33 protein-coding genes are annotated in these 21,223 nt (G+C 36.5%); 26 read left to right on the plus strand and 7 right to left on the minus strand.

Features of this window, described 5'->3' with window-relative positions; translation table 11 throughout:
- Positions 1-31 precede the first annotated feature (31 nt).
- A complete protein-coding gene (locus tag HCJ30_RS02200) occupies positions 32-664 on the plus strand; it encodes an endonuclease III domain-containing protein (RefSeq protein WP_185390798.1) in 633 nt (210 codons plus the stop codon).
- Positions 665-777: 113 nt separating this feature from the next.
- Positions 778-876, plus strand: a complete 99-nt coding sequence (locus HCJ30_RS14275) for an LPXTG cell wall anchor domain-containing protein (RefSeq protein ID WP_311769837.1) — start codon at positions 778-780, stop codon at positions 874-876.
- A 44-nt stretch (positions 877-920) separates the two neighbouring features.
- On the opposite strand, the gene HCJ30_RS02210 is transcribed toward HCJ30_RS14275, so the two are convergent.
- A complete protein-coding gene (locus tag HCJ30_RS02210; protein ID WP_185390799.1) occupies positions 921-1,229 on the minus strand; it encodes a carboxymuconolactone decarboxylase family protein in 309 nt (102 codons plus the stop codon).
- Positions 1,230-1,391: 162 nt separating this feature from the next.
- Between HCJ30_RS02210 and HCJ30_RS02215 the strand changes: the two genes are divergently transcribed.
- Complete coding sequence (locus tag HCJ30_RS02215) at positions 1,392-1,766, plus strand: hypothetical protein (RefSeq protein WP_185390800.1); 375 nt, start codon at positions 1,392-1,394, stop codon at positions 1,764-1,766.
- 37 nt (positions 1,767-1,803) lie between these two features.
- Here the strand turns inward: HCJ30_RS02215 and pdxK are convergent, their stop codons facing one another.
- Positions 1,804-2,619, minus strand: coding sequence for a pyridoxine/pyridoxal/pyridoxamine kinase (gene pdxK, locus HCJ30_RS02220; protein WP_003721779.1), 816 nt, complete (start codon positions 2,617-2,619; stop codon positions 1,804-1,806).
- A 26-nt stretch (positions 2,620-2,645) separates the two neighbouring features.
- Positions 2,646-3,512 carry a Cof-type HAD-IIB family hydrolase gene (locus tag HCJ30_RS02225; RefSeq protein ID WP_185390801.1) on the minus strand — a complete coding sequence of 289 codons (867 nt, stop codon included), beginning with the start codon at positions 3,510-3,512 and terminating at the stop codon, positions 2,646-2,648.
- A 173-nt stretch (positions 3,513-3,685) separates the two neighbouring features.
- Here HCJ30_RS02225 and HCJ30_RS02230 point away from each other — a divergent pair, with 173 nt between their 5' ends.
- The 7 genes from HCJ30_RS02230 (at position 3,686) to HCJ30_RS02260 (ending at position 8,042) form a co-directional block, all read left to right on the plus strand.
- Positions 3,686-4,249: a maltose acetyltransferase domain-containing protein gene (locus HCJ30_RS02230; RefSeq protein ID WP_185390802.1), complete on the plus strand. Its 564-nt coding sequence runs from the start codon at positions 3,686-3,688 to the stop codon at positions 4,247-4,249.
- Positions 4,246-4,509: a DUF5327 family protein gene (locus HCJ30_RS02235; RefSeq protein ID WP_185390803.1), complete on the plus strand. Its 264-nt coding sequence runs from the start codon at positions 4,246-4,248 to the stop codon at positions 4,507-4,509. Before HCJ30_RS02230 ends, HCJ30_RS02235 begins: the two co-directional genes overlap by 4 nt.
- A gap of 9 nt (positions 4,510-4,518) precedes the next feature.
- On the plus strand, positions 4,519-4,896 hold the full coding sequence (locus HCJ30_RS02240) for a DUF423 domain-containing protein (RefSeq protein ID WP_185390804.1): 378 nt from the start codon (positions 4,519-4,521) through the stop codon (positions 4,894-4,896).
- Positions 4,897-5,010: 114 nt separating this feature from the next.
- Positions 5,011-5,946 (plus strand): ABC transporter ATP-binding protein, encoded by a 936-nt coding sequence (locus tag HCJ30_RS02245; protein WP_185390805.1) that lies wholly within the window; start codon positions 5,011-5,013, stop codon positions 5,944-5,946.
- On the plus strand, positions 5,939-6,709 hold the full coding sequence (locus HCJ30_RS02250; RefSeq protein ID WP_185390806.1) for an ABC transporter permease: 771 nt from the start codon (positions 5,939-5,941) through the stop codon (positions 6,707-6,709). The genes HCJ30_RS02245 and HCJ30_RS02250 overlap by 8 nt, the downstream gene beginning before the upstream one ends.
- A 256-nt stretch (positions 6,710-6,965) precedes the next feature.
- Positions 6,966-7,850: an SDR family oxidoreductase gene (locus HCJ30_RS02255; protein ID WP_185390807.1), complete on the plus strand. Its 885-nt coding sequence runs from the start codon at positions 6,966-6,968 to the stop codon at positions 7,848-7,850.
- Between the two features lie 18 nt (positions 7,851-7,868).
- Positions 7,869-8,042: a DUF2188 domain-containing protein gene (locus HCJ30_RS02260; RefSeq protein WP_185390808.1), complete on the plus strand. Its 174-nt coding sequence runs from the start codon at positions 7,869-7,871 to the stop codon at positions 8,040-8,042.
- A 252-nt stretch (positions 8,043-8,294) separates the two neighbouring features.
- Here HCJ30_RS02260 and HCJ30_RS02265 read toward each other — a convergent pair whose 3' ends face one another.
- Positions 8,295-8,630 carry a hypothetical protein gene (locus tag HCJ30_RS02265; protein WP_185390809.1) on the minus strand — a complete coding sequence of 112 codons (336 nt, stop codon included), beginning with the start codon at positions 8,628-8,630 and terminating at the stop codon, positions 8,295-8,297.
- Between the two features lie 275 nt (positions 8,631-8,905).
- Here HCJ30_RS02265 and HCJ30_RS02270 point away from each other — a divergent pair, with 275 nt between their 5' ends.
- The gene (locus HCJ30_RS02270) at positions 8,906-9,193 is read left to right on the plus strand and encodes a hypothetical protein (protein ID WP_185390810.1); all 288 of its coding nucleotides are present in this window, start codon (positions 8,906-8,908) and stop codon (positions 9,191-9,193) included.
- Positions 9,194-9,471: 278 nt separating this feature from the next.
- On the opposite strand, the gene HCJ30_RS02275 is transcribed toward HCJ30_RS02270, so the two are convergent.
- Complete coding sequence (locus HCJ30_RS02275) at positions 9,472-9,990, minus strand: hypothetical protein (protein ID WP_185390811.1); 519 nt, start codon at positions 9,988-9,990, stop codon at positions 9,472-9,474.
- 254 nt (positions 9,991-10,244) lie between these two features.
- Between HCJ30_RS02275 and HCJ30_RS02280 the strand changes: the two genes are divergently transcribed.
- The 10 genes from HCJ30_RS02280 (at position 10,245) to HCJ30_RS02325 (ending at position 16,468) form a co-directional block, all read left to right on the plus strand.
- A complete protein-coding gene (locus tag HCJ30_RS02280) occupies positions 10,245-10,598 on the plus strand; it encodes a DUF1492 domain-containing protein (protein ID WP_185390812.1) in 354 nt (117 codons plus the stop codon).
- Positions 10,599-10,803: 205 nt separating this feature from the next.
- On the plus strand, positions 10,804-11,421 hold the full coding sequence (locus tag HCJ30_RS02285; protein WP_185390813.1) for a DUF4145 domain-containing protein: 618 nt from the start codon (positions 10,804-10,806) through the stop codon (positions 11,419-11,421).
- A 109-nt stretch (positions 11,422-11,530) separates the two neighbouring features.
- Positions 11,531-11,830: an HNH endonuclease gene (locus HCJ30_RS14380; RefSeq protein WP_311769835.1), complete on the plus strand. Its 300-nt coding sequence runs from the start codon at positions 11,531-11,533 to the stop codon at positions 11,828-11,830.
- 179 nt (positions 11,831-12,009) lie between these two features.
- Positions 12,010-12,459 (plus strand): phage terminase small subunit P27 family, encoded by a 450-nt coding sequence (locus HCJ30_RS02295; protein WP_221635970.1) that lies wholly within the window; start codon positions 12,010-12,012, stop codon positions 12,457-12,459.
- Positions 12,450-12,791 (plus strand): hypothetical protein, encoded by a 342-nt coding sequence (locus tag HCJ30_RS02300; RefSeq protein WP_069892112.1) that lies wholly within the window; start codon positions 12,450-12,452, stop codon positions 12,789-12,791. Before HCJ30_RS02295 ends, HCJ30_RS02300 begins: the two co-directional genes overlap by 10 nt.
- 606 nt (positions 12,792-13,397) lie before the next feature.
- Complete coding sequence (locus HCJ30_RS02305; protein WP_185390815.1) at positions 13,398-13,919, plus strand: matrixin family metalloprotease; 522 nt, start codon at positions 13,398-13,400, stop codon at positions 13,917-13,919.
- Positions 13,920-13,941: 22 nt separating this feature from the next.
- Positions 13,942-14,556 carry a hypothetical protein gene (locus tag HCJ30_RS02310; RefSeq protein ID WP_185390816.1) on the plus strand — a complete coding sequence of 205 codons (615 nt, stop codon included), beginning with the start codon at positions 13,942-13,944 and terminating at the stop codon, positions 14,554-14,556.
- A 299-nt stretch (positions 14,557-14,855) separates the two neighbouring features.
- Positions 14,856-15,221: a hypothetical protein gene (locus HCJ30_RS02315; protein WP_185390817.1), complete on the plus strand. Its 366-nt coding sequence runs from the start codon at positions 14,856-14,858 to the stop codon at positions 15,219-15,221.
- Positions 15,222-15,509: 288 nt separating this feature from the next.
- On the plus strand, positions 15,510-15,920 hold the full coding sequence (locus HCJ30_RS02320; RefSeq protein ID WP_185390818.1) for a DUF805 domain-containing protein: 411 nt from the start codon (positions 15,510-15,512) through the stop codon (positions 15,918-15,920).
- Positions 15,921-16,066: 146 nt separating this feature from the next.
- On the plus strand, positions 16,067-16,468 hold the full coding sequence (locus tag HCJ30_RS02325) for a DUF805 domain-containing protein (protein ID WP_185390819.1): 402 nt from the start codon (positions 16,067-16,069) through the stop codon (positions 16,466-16,468).
- A gap of 40 nt (positions 16,469-16,508) precedes the next feature.
- Here the strand turns inward: HCJ30_RS02325 and HCJ30_RS02330 are convergent, their stop codons facing one another.
- Both HCJ30_RS02330 and mogR read right to left on the minus strand, forming a co-directional pair.
- Positions 16,509-16,718 carry a lmo0673 family protein gene (locus HCJ30_RS02330; protein WP_003721793.1) on the minus strand — a complete coding sequence of 70 codons (210 nt, stop codon included), beginning with the start codon at positions 16,716-16,718 and terminating at the stop codon, positions 16,509-16,511.
- Between the two features lie 18 nt (positions 16,719-16,736).
- Positions 16,737-17,657, minus strand: coding sequence for a motility genes transcriptional repressor MogR (mogR, locus tag HCJ30_RS02335; protein ID WP_185390820.1), 921 nt, complete (start codon positions 17,655-17,657; stop codon positions 16,737-16,739).
- 371 nt (positions 17,658-18,028) lie between these two features.
- On the opposite strand from mogR, the gene HCJ30_RS02340 reads away from it, so the two are divergent.
- From HCJ30_RS02340 to flhB, 5 genes are read left to right on the plus strand one after another with little or no spacing between them, the layout of a single operon-like run.
- The gene (locus HCJ30_RS02340) at positions 18,029-18,343 is read left to right on the plus strand and encodes a hypothetical protein (RefSeq protein ID WP_003721795.1); all 315 of its coding nucleotides are present in this window, start codon (positions 18,029-18,031) and stop codon (positions 18,341-18,343) included.
- Positions 18,336-19,103: a flagellar type III secretion system pore protein FliP gene (locus tag HCJ30_RS02345; protein ID WP_185390821.1), complete on the plus strand. Its 768-nt coding sequence runs from the start codon at positions 18,336-18,338 to the stop codon at positions 19,101-19,103. The genes HCJ30_RS02340 and HCJ30_RS02345 overlap by 8 nt, the downstream gene beginning before the upstream one ends.
- A gap of 12 nt (positions 19,104-19,115) precedes the next feature.
- Entirely contained in the window at positions 19,116-19,388 is a 273-nt protein-coding gene (locus HCJ30_RS02350; protein WP_003718817.1) for a flagellar biosynthetic protein FliQ, read from the plus strand.
- Positions 19,389-19,390: 2 nt separating this feature from the next.
- Positions 19,391-20,152, plus strand: coding sequence for a flagellar biosynthetic protein FliR (locus tag HCJ30_RS02355; protein ID WP_185390822.1), 762 nt, complete (start codon positions 19,391-19,393; stop codon positions 20,150-20,152).
- 15 nt (positions 20,153-20,167) lie between these two features.
- A complete protein-coding gene (gene flhB, locus HCJ30_RS02360; protein ID WP_008947105.1) occupies positions 20,168-21,214 on the plus strand; it encodes a flagellar type III secretion system protein FlhB in 1,047 nt (348 codons plus the stop codon).
- Positions 21,215-21,223: the final 9 nt, after the last annotated feature.

A 21,223-nucleotide genomic window follows, 5' to 3' on the forward strand; every position in this document is an offset into this window, starting at 1 on the left:
GATAACTGTTTTATTGATGAGGTGATGCGCGGTGAACGGAAACGAGCAAAAAGTGTTGGTTTTAAATAATTTAGTGGAGCATTATGGTTATCAAGATTGGTGGGAAGAGGAGAATCGTCTTGCTGATTGGTTGTCGATGATATTAATTCAGCGCACGACAGAGAAAAATGCCAAGCTAGCATTAGCCAATCTGGCGCCATTTTTAGATTTAGAGAGTTTAGTTGCTATCGATATGGCGAAATTAGAGGAACTAATCTACCCAGCCGGTTTTTATAAACAAAAAAGTATTTATATTAAGGCGCTAATCCAGTGGTTTGTCAGCCATGGAGCTAGTTTTGATAAGTTTCGACGCTATTCAACAGAAGATTTGCGAAAAGAATTATTGGGCATAAAAGGCGTCGGAGAAGAAACTGCTGACGCGATGTTGCTATATATTTTTGAGCGGAATGTGTTTATTGCTGATTTGTATGCGAGGCGATTATTTACGCGATTAGATTTTGGCGAATATACAACCTATGAGCAAATGCGCGAAGAATTTATGCCTATTGTAGGAAAAATTTCGCATAAATTATGCAAAGAATGGCACTCAGTTATCGATGTTCATGGGAAGCATTTTGGCAAGAATAAGACGATGGATGAAACGTGGTTATTGGAAAGTAAGTAATAGCAAGGGAAGCCGTGGATTTTACTGTGAAAATTGTGAAAGCTGAGAAAGCGGCAATTGTTGTTGCGGAAAATCCTGGAGTAACACCCAAGCCAAAAAGGGAAGAGGAGTTAGTGATAAGGAAACTCCCACTAACTGGTGACACGACTTCGAAAGCGATATTCGTTGGGCTTCTTTGTTTGGGAACTTGGCTTCTAGTTAGAAAAAAATAACAGTAAAAAAAGATAAGTGAACCCACTTATCTTTTTTATAGTGACTATTCTTCATCAAAAGCATCAATAGCTACAGGTAAAGCACTTATCACTGTGTTGCCGACTGCAGGAAGACCAACGAGAATGGCGCTAATAATTTCATCACGTGTCGCGCCGCTTGATTTCGCCATTTTCACATGGAAGGGTATTCCGCTTTCGAGGCGGGTGGCGGCCAAAACGGCAATGTATGCGAGTTCCTCTGTTTTCTTATCGAGCTTGCTTGCAGTATCTAATTTATGTACAGTTTCCATCCAAGCTGCTTGTACTTCAGGAGCTTCTTTTGCGAATACTTCGAATGATTTGCTTACTTTCATCAAAATTCATCTCCTATTAAAAGTTTAATAAGCTTTGCACACTTAATCTAGCATAGGTTATGTGAAACTTGCAATAAATAAAGTGGACATGTATAGATTTTCTTGCAAAGTGATTCTACAATAGGTAAAATTACTATTACAAAATAGTAGAAAGGAAATTTTATGGATGCTCATATAGAAAAAATACAAGATGTAATTGAATTAGTTAAAACGAGAAAATATAGCGAAGCAGAAAAGTTACTTTTTCATTTATACGAAGCATTTCAAACCGAGTCTCCAAAAAATATACCTGAAGTATATTTTAAACGAGATAGAATCGGCTATACTCGTTGGGAAAATACCGAATTAAATAAATTAGGAAAAATAATACAAAAAAACCTGATTTATCTTGATAAACAGGGAATGATTAAATCTGATATAGTGATTGCATATATTGAAGGTGCAGAGAAAATGAGCGAGTTAGAAGGAATGAAAACAACAGATAATTTAAAAGTGTTGACTGTATTACATGGTATTATGTATGCTTACTCCGCGTAATAATTAAAAACCGCCCAAACACTGGGCGGTTTTTGTATTATCTATTTTCTGCTTTATTATAAGCACCATGCCAAACAGGACCGATGAATTCGTTTAATGCGAATCCACCTTTGATAGCTGCAGTGACAAAATCTTTTGCTTTTGCAACTGCTTCTTCTACAGTTAAACCTTTTGCAAGACCAGCTGTGATTGCTGCTGCGAAAGTACAACCAGCGCCGTGATTGTGGCTTGGGGAAATTTTTTCTACTTCATAAATCGTGAATTCTTTGCCATCGTAAAGTAGGTCGATTGCTTTGTCGCTTTCTAGGGCTTTTCCGCCTTTGATAACAACGTATTTAGCGCCTAGTTCGATGATTTTTTTCGCTGCTGCTTTCATATCGTCTAATGTAGTTAATTTGCCAAGACCGGATAATTGGCCGGCTTCGAATAGGTTTGGCGTTGTGATTGTTGCTTTTGGTAGTAATAAGTCGCGGATTGCTTCAGCGTTTTCCGGTTGGATTAGTTCGTCTTCGCCTTTACAAACCATAACTGGGTCGATAACGACATTTTTTAAATCGTATTTGTCGATTGCTTCGCGGGTTGCTTTAATGATCTCAATCGAACCAAGCATGCCTGTTTTCATTGCGTCAACTGGGCCGCCAGAAAGGATTGTTTTTAGTTGTTCGCGAACAAGTTGCGCGTCAATTGGAGTAACGCCGTGTGCCCAGTTGTTGTCTGGGTCCATTGTTACGATAGTTGTGATGGCGCTAAAACCGTAAGTGCCGTACTCTTCAAATGTTTTTAAATCGGCTTGTAGACCAGCGCCGCCACTTGAATCAGATCCTGCAATAGTTAATGTTTTTTTGATTGTCATTCGTGTTTCCTCCTAAAAAATAAACTTTAGTCATTTGTTTCTAACATTTTATAAATGGCTGCTGCAACGCCGTGTTCATCATTGGAAAGTGTAACGTGTTTTGCTAGGTCTTTGACTTCTTCTTCGCCGTTCCCCATGGCCACACTATAACCAGCCATTTTTAGCATTGAAATATCATTCATATTATCTCCAATTGCAAACGTTTCATCAAGTGTTACGCCTAATTTTTCTACATAATATTGTAAGGAAATACCTTTTTGCGCCTCGCGGTGGGTGATTTCAATATTATCGGAAAAAGAAGAAGTGACAGATAGCTCAGAATCTTTTTCAAGTTTTTGTTTGGCTTTTGCAAGCACGTCTTTATCAGAAGAGAAGGAGATGAATTTTAGAATAGTTAAATCTTTATTGCCTAAAATGCGCTCTACATCTGGAATTTCGTGGACGTCTTTGGATTCAAAACGTTCTTCCACTTTGTCCATAATGGTTTCTGCTGGAACATCTGGGTGGATGCGTTTGTGCATTTCAATCATAAATTCTTTGCCACGGGCTTTGTCTGTTGTGATTGGGCCCATGTCCGTGAAAAATTCGGTATACATTCCTAGTTCAGTCAGGGTGTTATAAGTGTTGCGCGCTAAGTTTTTATCAATCGGATGTTGTAAAATAATTTTGCCATGTTCGTCACGAATTTCAGCACCATTCATGCAAATTGCCGGTGCGTATAAATTGGCTTTATTAATTAACCCCATCGCATCGTCATACATACGTCCGGTACAAAGAACGAAATGAATTCCTTTGGCGCGGGCTTTTTCGATTGCCTCGACGTTTTCTTGTGCAATCTCGATATCAGAGTTAAGTAGTGTGCCATCCATGTCTGAAGCAATAACTTTAATCATAATATTAAATTCCTCCCCAATTTTACCTACTTCACTAGAATATCATTTTTTTAAGAAAAATGCACAAAAGGTAGCTGCGCGTAGTTTTTTGGCTGGTGCGATTACTTTACTATATTTATGTGAGTCATTTGGTTATAATGAATAAGAATAAAACGTGGATAGGATGTGTCAGGATGAAAACAGAACTAGAAAAGATGATTGCAGGAGAAATGTATGATCCTAGCGACAGAGAGCTTGCACACGGAAGAAATCGTGCGCGTAAGTTCTGCAGAGAGATTAACGATACAATGGATTCAGCGTCTCGTTCCAGTGTGTTAAAACGTCTTTTTGGTGGCACAAAAGAAAATGTTTATGTCGAACCAGATTTTCGTGTTGATTATGGTTCTAATATTTATGTTGGCGAGAATTTTTATGCTAATTTTGATTGTGTGATTTTAGATGTGTGTGAAGTACATATTGGGGATAACTGCATGATGGCGCCGGGGGTTCATATTTATACGGCGACGCATCCGCTTGATCCGGTGGAACGCAATAGCGGCTTAGAGCTTGGTAAACCAGTCGAAATTGGTGATAATGTCTGGATTGGCGGACGAGCAATCATTAACCCGGGCGTAAAACTTGGAAATAATGTTGTCGTTGCCTCAGGAGCAGTTGTAACGAAAAGTTTCCCGGATAATGTCGTTGTTGCTGGTAACCCAGCGCGCGTTATTAAAACAATTGAGGTTGAGGAAAAATGATTATTTCAGATTCAAAGATTTTTGAACAAATGGAAAGTGAATTAGCGAAAGCAAAAGCGGCGACAACAAAAGCGAGCCAAGATAAGCATTTGCATGGCTTGATGTTGCTTGTTCAACTTGCGAAAACGGGCGATGAGAGAAGTGCGGAAGTAGAACCGATCTCTATTCCAGTAGCCGAGCCAGCACAGATTGCAAGTATGGACGGCAAGAAAATAGAGTTAGAAGATGGCGCGAATGGAGATTCGTTGCTTGATTTTTAGGGGGTAACTATGAGAAAAACGATTATTACTGGAGCCATTTTCGCGGGGCTGGCAGTTTTACTGGGGGCTTTTGGGGCGCATGCTTTAAAAGATATGCTCGGAAGTTATGCAAGTACTTGGGAAACCGGCGTTCAGTATCAAATGTTTCACGCAGGTGGCATTTTGGTAGTGGGATTATTAATGGAAAAACAAGCTAGTCGACTTTACACGTGGGCAGCGATTTTATTTTCGGTCGGAATTGTCTTTTTCTCCGGCAGTTTGTATGTTTTAAGTATTTCCAAAGTGGCCGTTTTAGGTGCGATTACGCCTATCGGTGGCGTTTGTTTTGTCGTTGGTTGGTTCTTGCTTATTTTAGGTGTAGCAAGAAGAACGACGAGCAGATACTAATGAAAGAATAATCGTCTTTTCGCGCTTATTTAAGTGGAAAGACGATTGTTTTTTCTTATTGGCAAATAAGTGCTAAAATAAAGGAATCATAATTTATAAGGAGACAGCAATTACATGACTTATGCACTTGAAATAAAAGGGTTAAGAAAAATTTATTCCACTGGGGTCGAAGCATTACGCGGTGTGGATTTGACGGTAGAGGAAGGGGATTTTTATGCGTTGCTTGGTCCTAATGGCGCTGGGAAATCAACGACTATCGGGATTATCACGTCGCTTGTTAATAAAACTTCTGGTCAAGTGAGCGTATTTGGTTACGATCTGGATACAGATATCGTTCGGGCAAAACAGCAAATCGGTCTTGTTCCGCAAGAATTCAACTTTAATCCATTCGAAACGGTTCAACAAATTGTTGTGAACCAAGCTGGATACTACGGTGTTTCTCGGAAGGAAGCTATCAAACGTAGTGAAAAATATTTAAAGCAATCGAACTTGTGGGAGAAACGTAATGAACGTGCGCGGATGCTCTCAGGCGGGATGAAACGCCGCTTGATGATTGCGCGTGCTCTAATGCATGAACCTAAGTTGCTCATTTTAGATGAACCGACTGCTGGGGTGGATATTGAGCTTAGACGCGAGATGTGGACGTTTTTAAGAGAGTTGAATGAAGGTGGTACGACGATTATTTTGACGACGCATTATTTAGAAGAAGCGGAGATGCTCTGTCGTAATATCGGAATTATTCAATCTGGGGAGTTGATTGAAAATACCAGCATGAAATCACTACTTTCTAAATTGCAATTCGAAACGTTTATTTTTGATTTAGAGCCGTATGAAGGATCTTTTGAAATTACGGGTTACAATCATGTGTTTGAAGATAAGCAAACCTTGTCGGTGGAAGTCGAACGAAATCAAGGGGTTAATCACATCTTTGAACAATTAAGTGAGCATGGGATAAAAGTACTTTCAATGCGCAATAAATCTAATCGACTCGAAGAACTATTTTTGAAAATTACCGAAGAAAAACATCAAGTGGGGGAGAAACATGTTTAATCTATATTTTACCGCGTTAAAAAGTCTGGCGGCGAAAGAAACCAATCGTTATATGCGAATTTGGGTTCAGACGTTAGTGCCACCAGTAATCACGACTTCGCTTTACTTTATTATTTTTGGGAAAATGATTGGTAGCCGCATTGGCGATATGAACGGCTTTTCCTATATGGAATACATTGTGCCCGGTCTGATTATGATGTCCGTTATTACGAGTTCTTATGCCAATGTGTCATCTTCGTTTTTCTCGCAAAAGTTTCAGAAGAATATTGAGGAAATTCTCGTTGCGCCAGTGCCAACGCATATTATTATTTGGGGCTTTTTAATTGGCGGGATTGGTAGAAGTATTCTAGTCGGCGCGCTTGTTACTCTTATTTCGATGGTATTTGTGCCGTTACACATCCACTCATGGTCGATTGGGATTATTACCTTTTTAATGACGGCGATTTTATTTTCACTCGCGGGACTTATTAACGGGATTTTCGCTAGATCATTTGACGATGTATCGATTGTACCGACCTTTGTGTTACAACCGCTAACCTATTTAGGTGGCGTGTTTTATGCGATTTCAATGCTACCACCAATTTGGCAAGCTATTTCTAAAGTGAATCCGATTGTCTATATGATTTCTGGATTCCGCTACGGCTTCTTAGGTGTTAGTGATGTGCCGGTAGCCGTTTCGCTGTCGATTCTTGTGTTATTTATCGTCGTGCTTTATTCGGTTTGTTGGTATTTGATTAGTAAAGGTCGCGGACTTAGAAGTTAATAGGAATTTTTGAAAAGAGAGCGGGTTGCCGTTCTCTTTTTTTCATGTTTACTACAATTCTTTTTCAATTCGATGTTAGACGTTTTAGCGTAAAACACGAGGGAAAACATAAAGTATTGAGGGGGATGAACATGGGGAATAAAAAAGTGAAGCGAAAACTTGGCGCTAATATTTGGTGGATCCTTATATTAGCTATTTTAATTATTTTCGTAGCCTATTTAGTCATGGGTTACGTCGCAAAAATATAGGAGGTTTTATGATGAATAAAGAAAATCCATTAAACAAATATCATACAGGGAAATTTGAAAAGCAACGGCAAGATTACCCTGGTTTGCAAAGTAAAATGACGCCTGTTCCAGATACGGGTGAGTCGAGCTATCAAGGTGCGAATAAATTAACGGGGAAAAAGGCTTTTGTTACAGGTGGCGATTCCGGGATTGGGCGAGCTGCTGTTATTGCTTATGCGAGAGAAGGCGCCGATGTGGCGATTAACTATCATCCAGATGAAGAGGTTGACGCGCAAGAAGTGAAAAAAATTGTGGAAGAAGCTGGGCAAAAATGTATCTTATTGCCAGGCGATTTACGTAAGGAAGGTTTCGCGCAAGAAGTAGTGAAAAAAGCATACAACGAGTTGGGTGGATTAGATATTCTTGTACTCAATGCAGGTTTACAACAGTATCAATTCGATATCCAAAAACTCCCAGCGGAACAATTGCGCGATACGTTTGAAGTGAATGTATTTTCGGTAGTTTTTGCCATTCAAGAAGCACTCAATTACTTAAAAGCAGGCGCGAGCATTATTTTAACTTCCTCCATTCAAGGTGTTAAACCGAGCGCGCACTTGGTTGATTACGCGATGACAAAAAGTAGTTTGATTTCATTAACGAAAAGTTTAGCTGCACAACTAGGTGAAAAAGGTATTCGAATTAATGCAGTTGCACCAGGACCAATTTGGACCCCACTTCAAATCTCTGGCGGTCAGCCACAAGAAAGCATTCCAGAATTCGGTCAAAACCAACCATTAGGACGAGCAGGGCAACCCGCAGAACTCGCGAGCGCTTATGTGTTGCTAGCATCAGATAAGGCAAGTTACACAACTGGCCAAGTATATGGAATCACGGGTGGAGCCCCAATTAACTAAAAAACGAGGTGGAAAGCTATGCCATGGACCAAAAATAATTACCCGGATTCTTGGAAAAATCTAAGAAAAACGGAACGCGAAAAGGCGATCGAAATCGGCAATGCATTATTGAAGGATGGCTATTCAGAAAACCGTGCCATTCCTATTGCGACCTCGAAGGCGGAAGAATGGTATAAAAATCATAAAGAATAGTAGGCTGAAAAAGCGCACTTGGGATGAAATATTTTCCGGGTGCGTTTTTTGTAATCGTTTATAGTATAGGGGGGGATTTCTGTTGCATTTTAGTTAAATTCGTCATCTAATTTTAATACAAAAAAAGGGTTTGGATTGCGGGAGACGGGTATTATATAACCATAAGCAATGACAATGCCATTACTTTTTCTCCCTTTTTTGTAGTGGGTTGTCTTACTTACCTTAAACTCCCTTTTATACTTTTAGCGGTTGTTAGCAGCCACTAGGAGTATTTTTTTGCGCAAAAATTGAATTATCCCTAACCCTGCCTCTAATTTCACGCGAATTTTCGACATCTGCTATGATTTTGGATATATCTTTTTCATTTGAAATGAATAGAGAGATAATAACATGTGTGAGAACTCCAATTATACTTATTCCCAGAAGAATTAGTTTACCTGCAATGATTCTTCCGTATGGAGCTTGTGATACTACCCCCATATCACCTAGAGCGAGGAAATCGACCTCATAAACAACGATTTTAAATAAGAACGTAATCATGTCAAAATGGCATTTAAAAACTCCTTTTGTAACTACATAAATATTCAACCATTTAGATTAGCTAATTTAAATCAAACCACTACGAAAGAATTCATCCATTATATTTTAGAGTTTTACTTTCAGTTTGATATCCTCTTTCATGATGAATGGACCAACCTCAAGGAAGACATTACTTATTTCCTTTATCTATTATGTATTAAATATCGTAAAAGTTCTATCACATGCTAATCAAGAGAGGTATACCACGTGTATGCCATAGGTCAAGGGAAAGATAGAAAACCTATGATTATAGATAATCGCACTTGATCTGTTTACCCAGAGAAATGCCCAGCAAAGTCCACCAAATTGGATGGGAAACGCTTATACCATTTAGACGGAATTTATTTAAAGCCCGTGCAAGTAAAAGAATGCCACCTTTAACAAAAGAAGCGCTCACTATGCAAAACCTATTTGATTCTATGGGTTATTACCCAACACCACAAAATCGACTAAACGAAATGAAAGCATCATTGCTATACACAGAGTATTTAACACAAGAAGAGCTTGATGCAAAATCACCTGAAGAGATTGAACAAATATATCATCAAATGAGATTGGAGCGGGATAGTTAATGGAATTCGTTCATCAAACAGAAACCAAGGTATTTGCGGTTTGTAGTAAGTGTGAGCAAAAAAGTTGGATTGGGACTAATCTATCTTATAATTGCCGAGTGTCTGTTGCAGAAAAGTTTGGATTTCGGCGGGAGGGTGATAATCTCTACTGTAGTAAATGCATTAATAAAGCGGGATGTTAGAAAGTGAAATTTTTAGATTTATTTGCAGAGAAGATTAACTGTTAAAAGGAATTTCACGTCATTGTTTTAATCTATATTTGGAATTTATAATTGAAGTTAAAAATTTCTTCTATGTAATCTATTAGAAATTTTTTCGATAATAGTACAAATAATAGAGAAAGCTGTTATAAATACACCTATAAAAAGAAAAAATTCTGCTGTTTTATCCAAGTCATCATAATGGGTTTTATATGCATTAAAAGTATAAAGAGAAGTATATCTACAGAATAGAAAAATAGAATAACCAAGTGTAGATAAAAATAAACAGTATGATAAAAGTTTTAATCCAAGTGCTCTGAAATCAAATGATATTAAACTTTCATCTATAAATAAGAAAATTATAGTAGTTACTACTATAAAACCAATCAGGACAAAAAAGTAAAGCTGAGTACTAACATTGGGGATAAAATCAATAGACTTTATGAAAGAAGGCATTAAAGATATTATAAATGATGTAACTGCTTTTATACTCTCTGGAATAAATAAAAGTGAAAGCCAGAAAATAATATTTAGTATAACCCAATAATCTATGTATTTTGGAATGAATTTAAGTAACAGTAAATCTTTTATGCTCATTAGATGTATCCTCCTAAATAAAAAAGCCAGAGCGTTTGCCCTAGCCACAATCAATTGTCGTTAATTGAATTATAGCACGGGAGGGCGCTCAGGTGAAACAACTTTCATTATTTAAATCTACTAATTTCGAAATTGATATTACTTCAACTAGACGCAACATTTGGATTGAGTTAGAGAAGTATTAATATGCTAAATTTGTTGTCAAAAAAAATGGCCGTGCTGTTGTAGGGCTCCAAGCGACGGCAATAAATGATATGCCCGGCAATGGTTATAAAGAATTCCAATCAGATGTAGAACGAGCTATTGTTACTGCGCAAACTGAATTAGAACAAGCAAAATTGTATATAGAAGATTTCGATGAAGCATTTGCAGCATTAACGAATTATAAAACAACAAATGCAGAAGTCAGATCAAGAAGACGAGAAATATTTAAATTGACATTTCTTAAAGGTTGGTCACGTCATAAAATATGTGATGAGTTGGCAATAAGTGAAACTTTATTCTATAAAGAAGAACAAGAAGCAATTAAACAGTTTTCTGTTAGAATGGGATGTTATGCTGTTTCACACCACAGTTCAAAAAGGAAAAGTGGAATATGGGTGGAATAAAAGTGATAAATGACAGGTATATTTCGGGAATAATTCGGAGAAAAATAACGATATTTACATGATAAGATGTTATTGTTGAGAAATAGAGAAATCAAATAATTATATATATTGTACCTGCTCTTAATTCTCAGCACCCTTTCCATCTGTTTTTTATTGAACAGGTGGTTTTTGTTTGGTATAGTGAAAATAAAAGGGTGGAATTTAAATGAAAATGATTAAAGATGTTAATGAACAAGAACCATATTTGGGGCTGAGAGGTGATGAAATTATGGAAAATTCTTACACCTGTGGGTATTGCAACAGACATACATCTTCCGTAAGAGGTATGCCATTGATAAAAGATAACTATAGTAGTTTACATAGTGGGCATGCACAGCAAGCGGGGAAATCAGGCGTGTATATATGTACGCAATGCAAAATGCCAACTTTTATTTGGGAAGACATTCAAGTGCCTGGAAATAAGTTTGGTAATCCTGTTGAGGGTGTATCAGATACAGTCAATGACATTTACGAAGAAGCCAGAGCTTCATTTTCTGTAGGAGCTTATACGGCAGTTGTTTTACTTTGCCGAAAGTTATTAATGAATTTAGCAGTCGATTTAGGGGCAGATGAGAATAAGAATTTTGCTTATTATGTTAACTATCTAAAGGATAATCACTATATACCGGTGAATAGCAGTGATTGGGTGGACGCTATCCGTAAACATGGTAATGAAGCCACTCACGAAACAAACGTGAAGTCAAGAGAAGATGCAGAAAAAATGATTAAATTTAGTGAGATGTTAATTAAAATGAATTACGAGTATCCAAGTTTAATATCTTAAATTAAAGTCCTCTTCCGAGGACTTTTTATTTTATCAAAGAAGATGTGAAAATAAATATCCAAGAAGGTAAATAAAGAAAAACAAACTCAACGCAAGATAGGCGGTGATAGTGACATGGCAAGGAAAAGGGACCCAACTATATTCTTGCAAGCGTTGGAGGATAGTTAGAGAGATAATATTGAAGCGAGACTTTTACCTATGCCAATGTTGTAAGCAACAAGAAGGAAAGATTGTTCATCATATTATTCCTTTGAGAGCCGATTTAACTAAAGCCTATGAACTATCAAACCTTGAAACTGTATGTGCAAGTTGTCATAGTCAATTACACCCTGAAAGAAATGCTAAAATTGGTTATAAAAAAAGGAGTACAAAAATAGATATTGTAATGTTTCATAAAAACAAAGAATGATCCCCCCTCCATAAAAAAACTTAAATGTATTGGTACCGCTAGACTGATTCCTGAAGCGCGTACACAAATGCCGAGTTTCAAATTTTTTAAGTGGTAAGAAAATGTAAGATAAGCGTTGAAATATAAGGGATTATACTGCATGTTGCATAAAAATGTAACTAAGGATTGAGGTGATAAATATGCCTATGCCGGCAAAATCTGCAAGATTAAAATTACTTCATGGAAATACAGGAAAACAGAATACAAATGAACTAAAAAAACGTGCAAAAAATGAAGAAAGAATGAAAATGCCTACAGATAAGCTTCGGTCTCCACCTTGGTTAGATAAGGAAGGGAGAGAAGCTTTTTTGTTTGTAGTGAAAGAGCTGACAGAAATAGACGTTGCTGGGAATGCAGATTTACACACTATTGCGCTTTATGCGGATTTTTATTCGCAGTATCTTAAATACCGAAGGCTTGTTAAAGCGAAAGGTAATTGGGGTGGTGGAAGATCCAATCCTTTTATTGCAAAAATGGATAGTGCGGCCAAGCAGATGCGAGCTTATAGCGCTGACTTAGGGTTGTCACCTGTTGCGCGGTCAAGGTTGGCTATTAAGTTGGCTGAAGAAGATGAAACAGAATGGACCTAGAACAAAATGTTTTAAATATGACACATACAGAGCGTGTTCGTTGGTGGGAGACTTTCCGTAAAGAGCAAGCATCTTGGGGTGGTTTATTATTAGAACCATACCCAGAATTATTAACAAACTGGTATGCAGAAAGATTATTAGACGGGGACATTTTGGCTTCAAAAGAGAATATTGCGATGGCCAAACGCCACTTGAATGACTTAAAACGTCAAGGAACGGATGAATTTCCATGGATATTTGATGAAGAAAAGGGCCATAGACCAATTCGTTTTGTTGAGGGAAATTGCAAACCAACAGAAGGTGATTTCGAAAAATTCATCTTACAACTGTAGCAACAATTTGTTGTTAGTAGTGTGTTTGTAGGGATGTTAGCAAGTCTAAAAAATATGCTAAATAAAAGCTTAGCGTTTGCTGTATGTCAATTGATTTAGCAAAGTTTAGTTGGATGAAATGTAGGTGGAATCTGCAAAATTATTATTACATATAAATTTGAGAATAGGCAACAAAAGTAAAGTTTGATGAATAATTATACTATTTTATTCATTTGGTCATTATGAGATATGATAAATTTTTAAATAAATAAGGAAATATCACATGAAAAGAAACATATATTTTGACTGGATATGTATTTTTTGTGACAAATAGAAAGAGGACTGTATAAATCACGAATAACAACCTGAAATGCATGATTTTTTTGTGAATAAAAACACAAAGTTACACACATTGTGTAAGAATTAATCTAAATAAGCTCAAGTTTTAGGCGTTCATGACAAGAATCGGACATTTCATTACATTTTTGGTTATACATCCATAATAAATGATATGCTTTTGACAAAAGTATTTGGAGATATAGTTAGTATGAAATTCCACTATTTTATCTGCACTTATTTTCTTTAAAAAAATTAAATATATTGGTGGAAAAGGGAGGCAACGAAGAAATGGCTAAAAAAAGGTTTATGGTTATTTTCTTAATAGTACTATCGATTTTTGTATTATTAAATCCAGTAAAGAGTAGTGCTTATGTACTTAATAAACAAAAGATGGCTAACCCTAAGAGTATTAATTATTTTAATGATTCTTCAATAATTAAGGAAAAGCTTGACAGTTATATGACTTACGCAACAAAATGGAACTATTCTGGAAGTCAAGTAAAGGTTAGTAGAAGTATAGGCGCAGTAGGTGTAGAGATAAAAAATTCTTATAGCAATAAAAATTCTGGTACATATGCTACAACATATTATACAACTAAACAAAGTGCAAGGATAATTTATTATAAATCGTTTAAAAACACTAGCGCAGCTAAGAAGAGAGAAACTGTTGTTCATGAAGTTGGACATACAATTGGGTTATCACATACTCAAAGTAAAAATAATTCTGTTTCTGTTATGAGAGCTCTAAATTTCAATCAAAAAGCGTACCCGTTAGCTGATGATAAAAAAGGTATAAATGCTAAATACTAATTTTAAAATGGAGGTTTTTGTTATGAATAGAAAAAGAAAGACGATACTTGGTATTATCGTAGTGCTTTTATTAAGTGTAGGAGGATATACGACATATCAGAAAATGAAGCCAAAGCCTTTTACGGAAGTTGCTGCGGAGGCTAAGACGGATAGTTTTGATAATGAAGAAGAACTTAGTAAGGCAAGTAACGTGATTGTTATTGGTTCACTGAGTAAGCGCGGTGATTCCCAAGTTGATCGTGATGCTGAAGGCGGAATTTTAGCTGTCTATAGAATGTCTGATTTTAAGATAGCACAAGTTATAAAAAATGATACTAAGGAAAACTTAGCCGAAGATACTATTATACCAATATATGAAAATGAGGGGCATGACGAAAAAACAAATACGACTTATCATGTTGCTGGTTATGAAAAAATGGAAAATAAAGAAACCTATATGTTGTTTTTGACTTACGATCCAGAAGATAAATATTATGTTCCAGTAGGAGTTAATTTTGGGAAAATGAATGTCGATAGTGAAAAAGAAACGGAATTATATGGTGATGATAGTAGTAATCAAGAAGAAGAGATTAATAAAGTACAAGAAGAGGCATTAGACACTTATAAAGAGGAAATTAAAGAAGTAGAAAATCAATGATAAAAATAAAAAGTGTGCTTAATTGCACGAACATCATGTAAGTATAAATCTAAATAAGCTCCATTTTTTTGCTGTTCATGACAAGAATCGGACATTTCATTACATTTTTGGTTATACATTGGCTTTTTATGATACACTCGTTTTGACGATTAGATTATACAACAGGGAGAGGAATGCGCTTATGGAAAAGCCTTATTTAAAAAATAGGATGGTACCGGTATTTGGTGGATTTTCGGCAGTAACTCCGAGTACCATGTATCTGAAACTGTAATAAATAAAATGAAAAGAGAGTTAATACAATGAAGAAAAAATGGTTGATAGTAATATTGTCAGTAATAGTTCTGTGTGCTGTGGTTTTCGGGGTAAAGTGGCTGTTATATAGAGATAACCTTGTAGGAATGATGCAAGTTGACAACGTTTTATATATAGTGACGTATGAACCTGCTAATCAAGAAGATGCTTTAGAGAAGATTGGCGAGATAGAGAATAGAATTCGCCATTACCGAATACCAGATGAAGATTTTAGCTCTAATTATTTAAGTGAGGGCACAGAACTTTATGCAACTAAAGAGGAGAATGAGTTTTCAAGAACTATTTTGTTTAAAGAGGACGGCGAATATTTTATTGCATCAGAGGCCGTGGGGCAACCTAATCAAAAGCAATAGAATAGATATTAAATGGCATGTTTAACAGCATGCTTTTTATTATTTTATGAGTAGCTATTTGGAGTATTTTTTTGCAATCAAAAAGGGGCTTTATTTATGTAAAGTTTTATCCTTGATAATGGAAGTTTATAAGAGTTTAAAGGCTTTAAGACCTATGACTATTGGCATGTTTTTCCTTGTGATTTGAAATGTGTCTATTTTATGAATCTTTCTATTATAAGCTTGTATAATGCAAAAGCGATGTATATTCTTAGAGCTAGGACAAAATTTATTTACATAGGAGGAAATATGGGATTTTTAGAAGCTTATAAGTCATTTTGGAAGAACTATGTCAATTTTAATGGCCGTGCGCCAGGTTCAGCCTACTGGTATGTATGGGTTTGGAACATGGCAATTTGTGTGGGCCTTTATTTACTGGCTTCTACTTTTGGCGTGTCAATAATGGAAGGCGGGGGGAGCCTTGCTGGTGGAGTTATGGCAATATTTTTTGTAATTGTGATGTGGTTGTATTCAGCAGCTATTATATTACCTACACTTAGCCTTATTGTAAGACGTTTACATGATACAGGGAAAAGTGGCTTTTTCATTTTCCTTGGTTTAATTCCAGTCGTTGGTTCCATTATTATTTTAATATTTATGAGTCTTGAAAGTGGTGGACCAAACCGATATGGAGATGTCTATAAGAAATCGGATATTTAAATAAAAAATGAGCTAAGGTCAACACTTAGCTCATTTTTTAAAATTTATATGTTTATTTTATGAATCTTTCTACGATAAGCTTGTTTTAAGCTAGCGGTGTCGCATATTTTAGAAAAATAACATAATTTTATTACACAGGAGGAAATATGGGATTTTTAGAAGCTTATAAGTCATTTTGGAAGAACTATGTCAATTTTAGTGGTCGTGCACCAGGTTCTGCATTCTGGTATGTAATAGTTTGGAACATTATAATTAATGCACCTCTGCTTATTATGTCAAAAATTTTTGGTGTTACAGAAATGTTATTTGGATTTGGTGGCGGGATTGCGCTCTTTTTTGGAGGTTTACGGTTTTTGTATTGGTGTGGCTCTATAGTTCCACTAACTAGTCTAATCGTAAGGCGTTTACATGACACTGGGAAAAGTGGTTATTTTGCTTTTCTTGGTTTAATTCCAATCGTTGGTACCATTATTATTTTTATATTTATGAGTTTTGAAAGTGATGGACCAAACCGATATGGAGATGTCTATAAAAAATCGGATATTTAAATTTAAAAAACGAGCTAGGATCAACTCCTAGCTCGTTTTTTTAATGGATTCCTTCACTCACAAGGAACCAATTCACTTGGTTGGTATTAATAAAATACGTTAAGTCGTATTTCGTTAATTCGATACATTTTTCGTTAAAAAGGTTTTTCAAATCTGCTTTAGATAATTCGTGGATGCTGATGTTGTTGATTTTTGCGTCGTCGTCAAGGCGAATAGATTCACCATTTACGGTATAAATTTCGATATACATCGTGCCACCCTTTCTAAATTACATTTGTTTATAATTTTCTTTGAACACGCCAAGTTGGTTTAGTGTTACGACGAGTTGTTGGCTGAAAAGTGGGAGTGCTTGAATTTGGTCTAAGTCGTTGGCGTATGCGAAATCAGCTGCTTGTAACACGAGTGTATGGAACGAGTCTGTCATCGTTTCGTTTTGTTGTTTTAAATAAGAATTTTCTTGTTCCAGTTCTTGGCATTTCGTTTGTAAATCTTGGTATTTTTTGTCGAGTTCTTCTTTTTGGACGGCAAGGGATGACAGGGAGTAAATGCTTTTGAGTAAGTCATATACGTTGTTTTCTTCGCCTTGGTTTTCGCTTAAAAGTTGCACGTTGCTTTTAACGCCAGACAGTAGATCTACCAGGTTTTTTTCGCGTGATTTGTCGTAACTGATTTGTTCTTTGATGGATGTTGGTGCTTTGAATTCAGCTGGTACGACTTTACCGAAAATATTGGTTTTTTCTTTTTTTGTATTTTTTTGTGTTTTTCTTTTTCGGCCTGGCTTATTTTTAGGAATATCTTCTACTTGGATAAGCTCTTTTTTTAGTTTGTAGTAAGTGTTTTGCAGTTGGCTTGGTGTCTTTGGAAAGATCCGCAAATCGTTTAGGCTGAGCATCTCAGAGATATCAAGGACTTTCATATCTTCTAAAATAGCAATTTGGTAACATGCGGAAAGTAGTTCTAATTCGATTTTTAACCAACTAATGTTGGAATGCATATATTTTTCGATTCCACCGTGTTCTTCAACGGCTTGATAAAATTCAGTGAGTAAATGGTAGATTTCTTCGGCAGTTTGTTCGTTAATGCCAGCGTCTGAAGCCATTTTTTTAATTTCAGTTGTAGATGAATTCCCCGGATTATCTACTTGTTTTTTGATTTCTTGGAGTAATTTTCTTATTTCTGATTTAGGCATACAATCACATACCTCTCTATCCTATAGTATTATTGATTTTCTGTTTATTTTTATAATAACAATATATGTTAGTTGTGTAAAGGGAACGCGAGTAGGTCAAAAGGATTGGGTATGAAGAACCTTTTTTTGAGTTAAATAGAAAAATATAAATCGAATAATGAGAAGTTTTCCTTTGATACAGCTGTTACACTGGCTGTTTTTTTATTTTTACACACAATTTCATTTTTTAAAAAAAGTATAGATTTTTTCTGGATTTGGTGTAAAATTTTATATTGCAGTTACAAAAAACACTTTATTGATATATATTTTGAAAAAATGATTTATTTTTGTAATCTGATGAAGGGAGTGAAAGGTGAATTTACCTTACTTGAATGGAATATTTTTTGTCACTTTTAAAAATTATTGTACTTTTGGCAGTACTTGCGGGAATTTCTTATTTTTTAGTTAAGAAAAACAAGCAAGCGAATCGCACGAGAAAAAGCGAAAATGATCTTATAAAGTTGAAAGACACTCTTTTAATCTCTCATCAGTTACGTGCAGTTCTTCTGGAGGCAGACGGGGAAAAGGTGCTGGTGATTATTTCTAATAATGATATTCGAACGGTGTCATTAAAAGGAAAAAATGACCAAAATGAAGCACTTTTCCGAGAATTACTTTTGAAAGAGGAGACTAAGGAAAATGCGTAAAATAACTTCTAGACGAGTATTTCAAGTATCTTTTATTGTTATTTTTGCAATTTCATTGGTTGTTTTTTGGCCGGGTGTGAATGTGCATGCCGAGAGTTGGATGGATTCGCTTGGTGTGAATGGAACGGACGGGGTTAATTCTAGTGTGGCGCTGTTTGTACTAGTTACGGTTCTTTCTTTGTCTGCATCTATTGTATTAATGTTCACACACTTTACTTACTGTATTATCGTCCTTGGATTAACGAGGCAAGGACTTGGCGCGACGAACTTGCCGCCTAACCAAGTACTTGTTGGCCTGGCGCTGTTCTTATCTTTGTTTATGATGCAGCCGCTGATTACTGCTTGGTATGACGATGTGTATAAACCTTCGCAAAAAGAAGAGTGGAGCGCGTCGAAAGTTTGGGACGAAACGCAGCCGCTTCTGACAAAATATGTTGCGGAAAATACATATAAGCATGATATTAACATGATGTTGAAAGCAGAAGGAGAAGATCCAGTTACAAACAAAGAGGATGCACCGCTTATGGCTTTGATGCCTGCTTTTATTTTGACACAGATTACCCAAGGATTTTTAACTGGGATGTTTATATACTTGGCGTTTATTTTTATAGATTTAATTGTTAGTACGTTACTGATGTATCTTGGGATGATGATGGTGCCGCCGATGACCATTAGCTTACCGTTTAAGATTCTTGTTTTTATTTTCATTGGCGGGTACGGACTGATTACCAACATGATTTTTCAAACAATTCACTTTTAAGGGAGTAGCAAAATGAATTTAACGCCGATTACGCAAATTTTTCAAGATTTTTTCTATAGTGGGCTGGCGCTAATTTTGCCGGTATCGCTCATTTGTATCGTGGTAGTGATTGTAGTTGCGATTTTGATGGCGATGATGCAAATTCAAGACCAATCGCTGACGTTTTTGCCGAAGATTATTGCTTTCGTAGTGGCGCTCTTTATTCTTGGACCGTGGATGTTTGAACACATGACGGATTTATTTGTAGGAATCTTTTCCAAATTACCCCTGATGATTAGGGTGTAAACATGGAGTTTGAATTTTTTCTTGCTGTAGTGATTGTTTTCAGCCGAGTTGCCAGTTTTTTATTTTTCTTTCCGCTTTTAAAAGGGCGCAACATTCCGAACAGTGTCAAAGTGGTTTTTGGGATGGCGATATCTATTCCAGTTGCAACGTGGGTCGATGTTTCTGGTATCACGACGCTACCTGATTTGCTGCTCCGGGTCACGTCTGAAGTGGTATTTGGACTAGCGCTGGCAAAACTCGTGGAAATGATTGCGGTTATTCCGAAAATGGCTGGTTTTATGATTGATTATGATTTAGGTTTTTCGCAGGTGAACTTGATTGATCCGTCTTACGGGACGCAAAATTCGATTACGGCTGCGATTTTAGATACCTTTTTTGTAGTGATTTTCTTGTCGCTACAAGGGATGGATTACTTAATTTATTATTTAATGAAATCGTTTGAATTTACGGCTTCGATTTCGATTTTATTTGAAAAAGGGTTTATTGATTTATTGCTCGGGACGCTTGGTTTTGCACTTGCTTCTGCGGTGTCGATTGCGCTCCCGATTATGGGTAGTATTTTTATCGTTAATATCATTCTTGCTTTTATCTCTAAGAGCGCGCCGCAAATTAACATTTTTATGAATGCGTTTATTATCAAAATTACGTTTGGGATTTTCATCCTTGCGTGCGCGGTTCCTATCTTGAGTACAGTTTTTAAAAATTTGACAGATGAGATGATTCAACAATATGTGTCGTTTTTTGATTATTTACTGAAAAAATAGGGAGGAGAAAAAAGCTTGGCGAAGGATAATAAAACGGAAAAAGCAACGCCGCGCCGCATTAAGAAAGCTCGAAATGAAGGTAATGTGGCGAAAAGTAAAGAACTAAATAATGCTTTTTCACTGCTAATTGTAGCTGGGCTTCTTTATTTTTTTGGAGAAATGTTTATTAAAAACACGATTCAAGCATTTGTTGCTCTTTTGAAACAGCCGCCGAAGCTTGCGAACATGGAAAGCTATAGTTTGTTTTATTTAATGGAATTTGGCAAAGTACTACTGCCAGTTATGATTATGGTCGTGATTTTTGGTTTGATGAATTACGGGGTGCAAGTTGGGATTTTATTTTCCGCGAAAGCAGTGAAGCCCCAATTTAAACGGCTAAATCCGGCGAACTACTTTAAGCGAGTGTTTAGTGTGAAGGGGCTTGTCGAGGTTGTGAAAGCGTTACTGTTGATTACGCTGCTTTCATACGTGGCGTATATTGGCTTTCGGGACCACTTAGATACGCTCATTAGCTACACCGGGCAAAATTGGCTTTACTCACTTGGACAAATTTTCGCGTTATTTAAAAATGAATTTCTGGCGCTCTTCCTTGTAATCGCAGTAATAGGGCTACTCGACTTCTTTTATCAGCGTTATGACTATAAAAAAGGCTTGCGGATGTCGAAGCAGGAAATTAAAGACGAAATGAAAGATTCAGAAGGTCGACCGGAAGTGAAACAGCGTCAAAGAAGCATTGCGCGGGGACTTCTCCAAGGTTCGATTACGAAAAAAATGGCGGACGCGACTTTTGTTGTTAATAATCCGACCCATATCTCGGTTGTGATGCGATATGACAAAACAAAAGATCATGCGCCGAAATTGCTCGTTAAAGGAGAAGATGAGCTGGCACTGTTTATTCGTCAGGTGGCGGATACGGACGGGGTGCCGATGATTACGAATAGACAGCTGGCGCGGAGTATTTACTATACGACGAATCCAGATGAATACATACAGGAAGATTTATATAAAGATGTTATTGAAGTGATGAAAGAATTGATGGACGCAGACAAAATCAAGTTCTAACAACATATG

It is taken from the genome of Listeria cossartiae subsp. cossartiae (genome assembly GCF_014224155.1).
GTDB lineage: Bacteria > Bacillota > Bacilli > Lactobacillales > Listeriaceae > Listeria > Listeria cossartiae.

What these genes read in the sequence shown, in the direction of transcription:
- HCJ30_RS02210 (WP_185390799.1), bottom strand. Translation starts at nt 1,229, where the DNA reads ATGAAAGTAAGCAAATCATTCGAAGTATTCGCAAAAGAAGCTCCTGAA.
- HCJ30_RS02215 (WP_185390800.1), top strand. Translation starts at nt 1,392, where the DNA reads ATGGATGCTCATATAGAAAAAATACAAGATGTAATTGAATTAGTTAAA.
- pdxK (WP_003721779.1), bottom strand. Translation starts at nt 2,619, where the DNA reads ATGACAATCAAAAAAACATTAACTATTGCAGGATCTGATTCAAGTGGC.
- HCJ30_RS02225 (WP_185390801.1), bottom strand. Translation starts at nt 3,512, where the DNA reads ATGATTAAAGTTATTGCTTCAGACATGGATGGCACACTACTTAACTCT.
- HCJ30_RS02230 (WP_185390802.1), top strand. Translation starts at nt 3,686, where the DNA reads ATGAAAACAGAACTAGAAAAGATGATTGCAGGAGAAATGTATGATCCT.
- HCJ30_RS02235 (WP_185390803.1), top strand. Translation starts at nt 4,246, where the DNA reads ATGATTATTTCAGATTCAAAGATTTTTGAACAAATGGAAAGTGAATTA.
- HCJ30_RS02240 (WP_185390804.1), top strand. Translation starts at nt 4,519, where the DNA reads ATGAGAAAAACGATTATTACTGGAGCCATTTTCGCGGGGCTGGCAGTT.
- HCJ30_RS02245 (WP_185390805.1), top strand. Translation starts at nt 5,011, where the DNA reads ATGACTTATGCACTTGAAATAAAAGGGTTAAGAAAAATTTATTCCACT.
- HCJ30_RS02250 (WP_185390806.1), top strand. Translation starts at nt 5,939, where the DNA reads ATGTTTAATCTATATTTTACCGCGTTAAAAAGTCTGGCGGCGAAAGAA.
- HCJ30_RS02255 (WP_185390807.1), top strand. Translation starts at nt 6,966, where the DNA reads ATGATGAATAAAGAAAATCCATTAAACAAATATCATACAGGGAAATTT.
- HCJ30_RS02260 (WP_185390808.1), top strand. Translation starts at nt 7,869, where the DNA reads ATGCCATGGACCAAAAATAATTACCCGGATTCTTGGAAAAATCTAAGA.
- HCJ30_RS02270 (WP_185390810.1), top strand. Translation starts at nt 8,906, where the DNA reads ATGCCCAGCAAAGTCCACCAAATTGGATGGGAAACGCTTATACCATTT.
- HCJ30_RS02275 (WP_185390811.1), bottom strand. Translation starts at nt 9,990, where the DNA reads ATGAGCATAAAAGATTTACTGTTACTTAAATTCATTCCAAAATACATA.
- HCJ30_RS02280 (WP_185390812.1), top strand. Translation starts at nt 10,245, where the DNA reads ATGCCCGGCAATGGTTATAAAGAATTCCAATCAGATGTAGAACGAGCT.
- HCJ30_RS02285 (WP_185390813.1), top strand. Translation starts at nt 10,804, where the DNA reads ATGAAAATGATTAAAGATGTTAATGAACAAGAACCATATTTGGGGCTG.
- HCJ30_RS02295 (WP_221635970.1), top strand. Translation starts at nt 12,010, where the DNA reads ATGCCTATGCCGGCAAAATCTGCAAGATTAAAATTACTTCATGGAAAT.
- HCJ30_RS02300 (WP_069892112.1), top strand. Translation starts at nt 12,450, where the DNA reads ATGGACCTAGAACAAAATGTTTTAAATATGACACATACAGAGCGTGTT.
- HCJ30_RS02305 (WP_185390815.1), top strand. Translation starts at nt 13,398, where the DNA reads ATGGCTAAAAAAAGGTTTATGGTTATTTTCTTAATAGTACTATCGATT.
- HCJ30_RS02310 (WP_185390816.1), top strand. Translation starts at nt 13,942, where the DNA reads ATGAATAGAAAAAGAAAGACGATACTTGGTATTATCGTAGTGCTTTTA.
- HCJ30_RS02315 (WP_185390817.1), top strand. Translation starts at nt 14,856, where the DNA reads ATGAAGAAAAAATGGTTGATAGTAATATTGTCAGTAATAGTTCTGTGT.
- HCJ30_RS02320 (WP_185390818.1), top strand. Translation starts at nt 15,510, where the DNA reads ATGGGATTTTTAGAAGCTTATAAGTCATTTTGGAAGAACTATGTCAAT.
- HCJ30_RS02325 (WP_185390819.1), top strand. Translation starts at nt 16,067, where the DNA reads ATGGGATTTTTAGAAGCTTATAAGTCATTTTGGAAGAACTATGTCAAT.
- HCJ30_RS02330 (WP_003721793.1), bottom strand. Translation starts at nt 16,718, where the DNA reads ATGTATATCGAAATTTATACCGTAAATGGTGAATCTATTCGCCTTGAC.
- mogR (WP_185390820.1), bottom strand. Translation starts at nt 17,657, where the DNA reads ATGCCTAAATCAGAAATAAGAAAATTACTCCAAGAAATCAAAAAACAA.
- HCJ30_RS02340 (WP_003721795.1), top strand. Translation starts at nt 18,029, where the DNA reads ATGGAATATTTTTTGTCACTTTTAAAAATTATTGTACTTTTGGCAGTA.
- HCJ30_RS02345 (WP_185390821.1), top strand. Translation starts at nt 18,336, where the DNA reads ATGCGTAAAATAACTTCTAGACGAGTATTTCAAGTATCTTTTATTGTT.
- HCJ30_RS02350 (WP_003718817.1), top strand. Translation starts at nt 19,116, where the DNA reads ATGAATTTAACGCCGATTACGCAAATTTTTCAAGATTTTTTCTATAGT.
- HCJ30_RS02355 (WP_185390822.1), top strand. Translation starts at nt 19,391, where the DNA reads ATGGAGTTTGAATTTTTTCTTGCTGTAGTGATTGTTTTCAGCCGAGTT.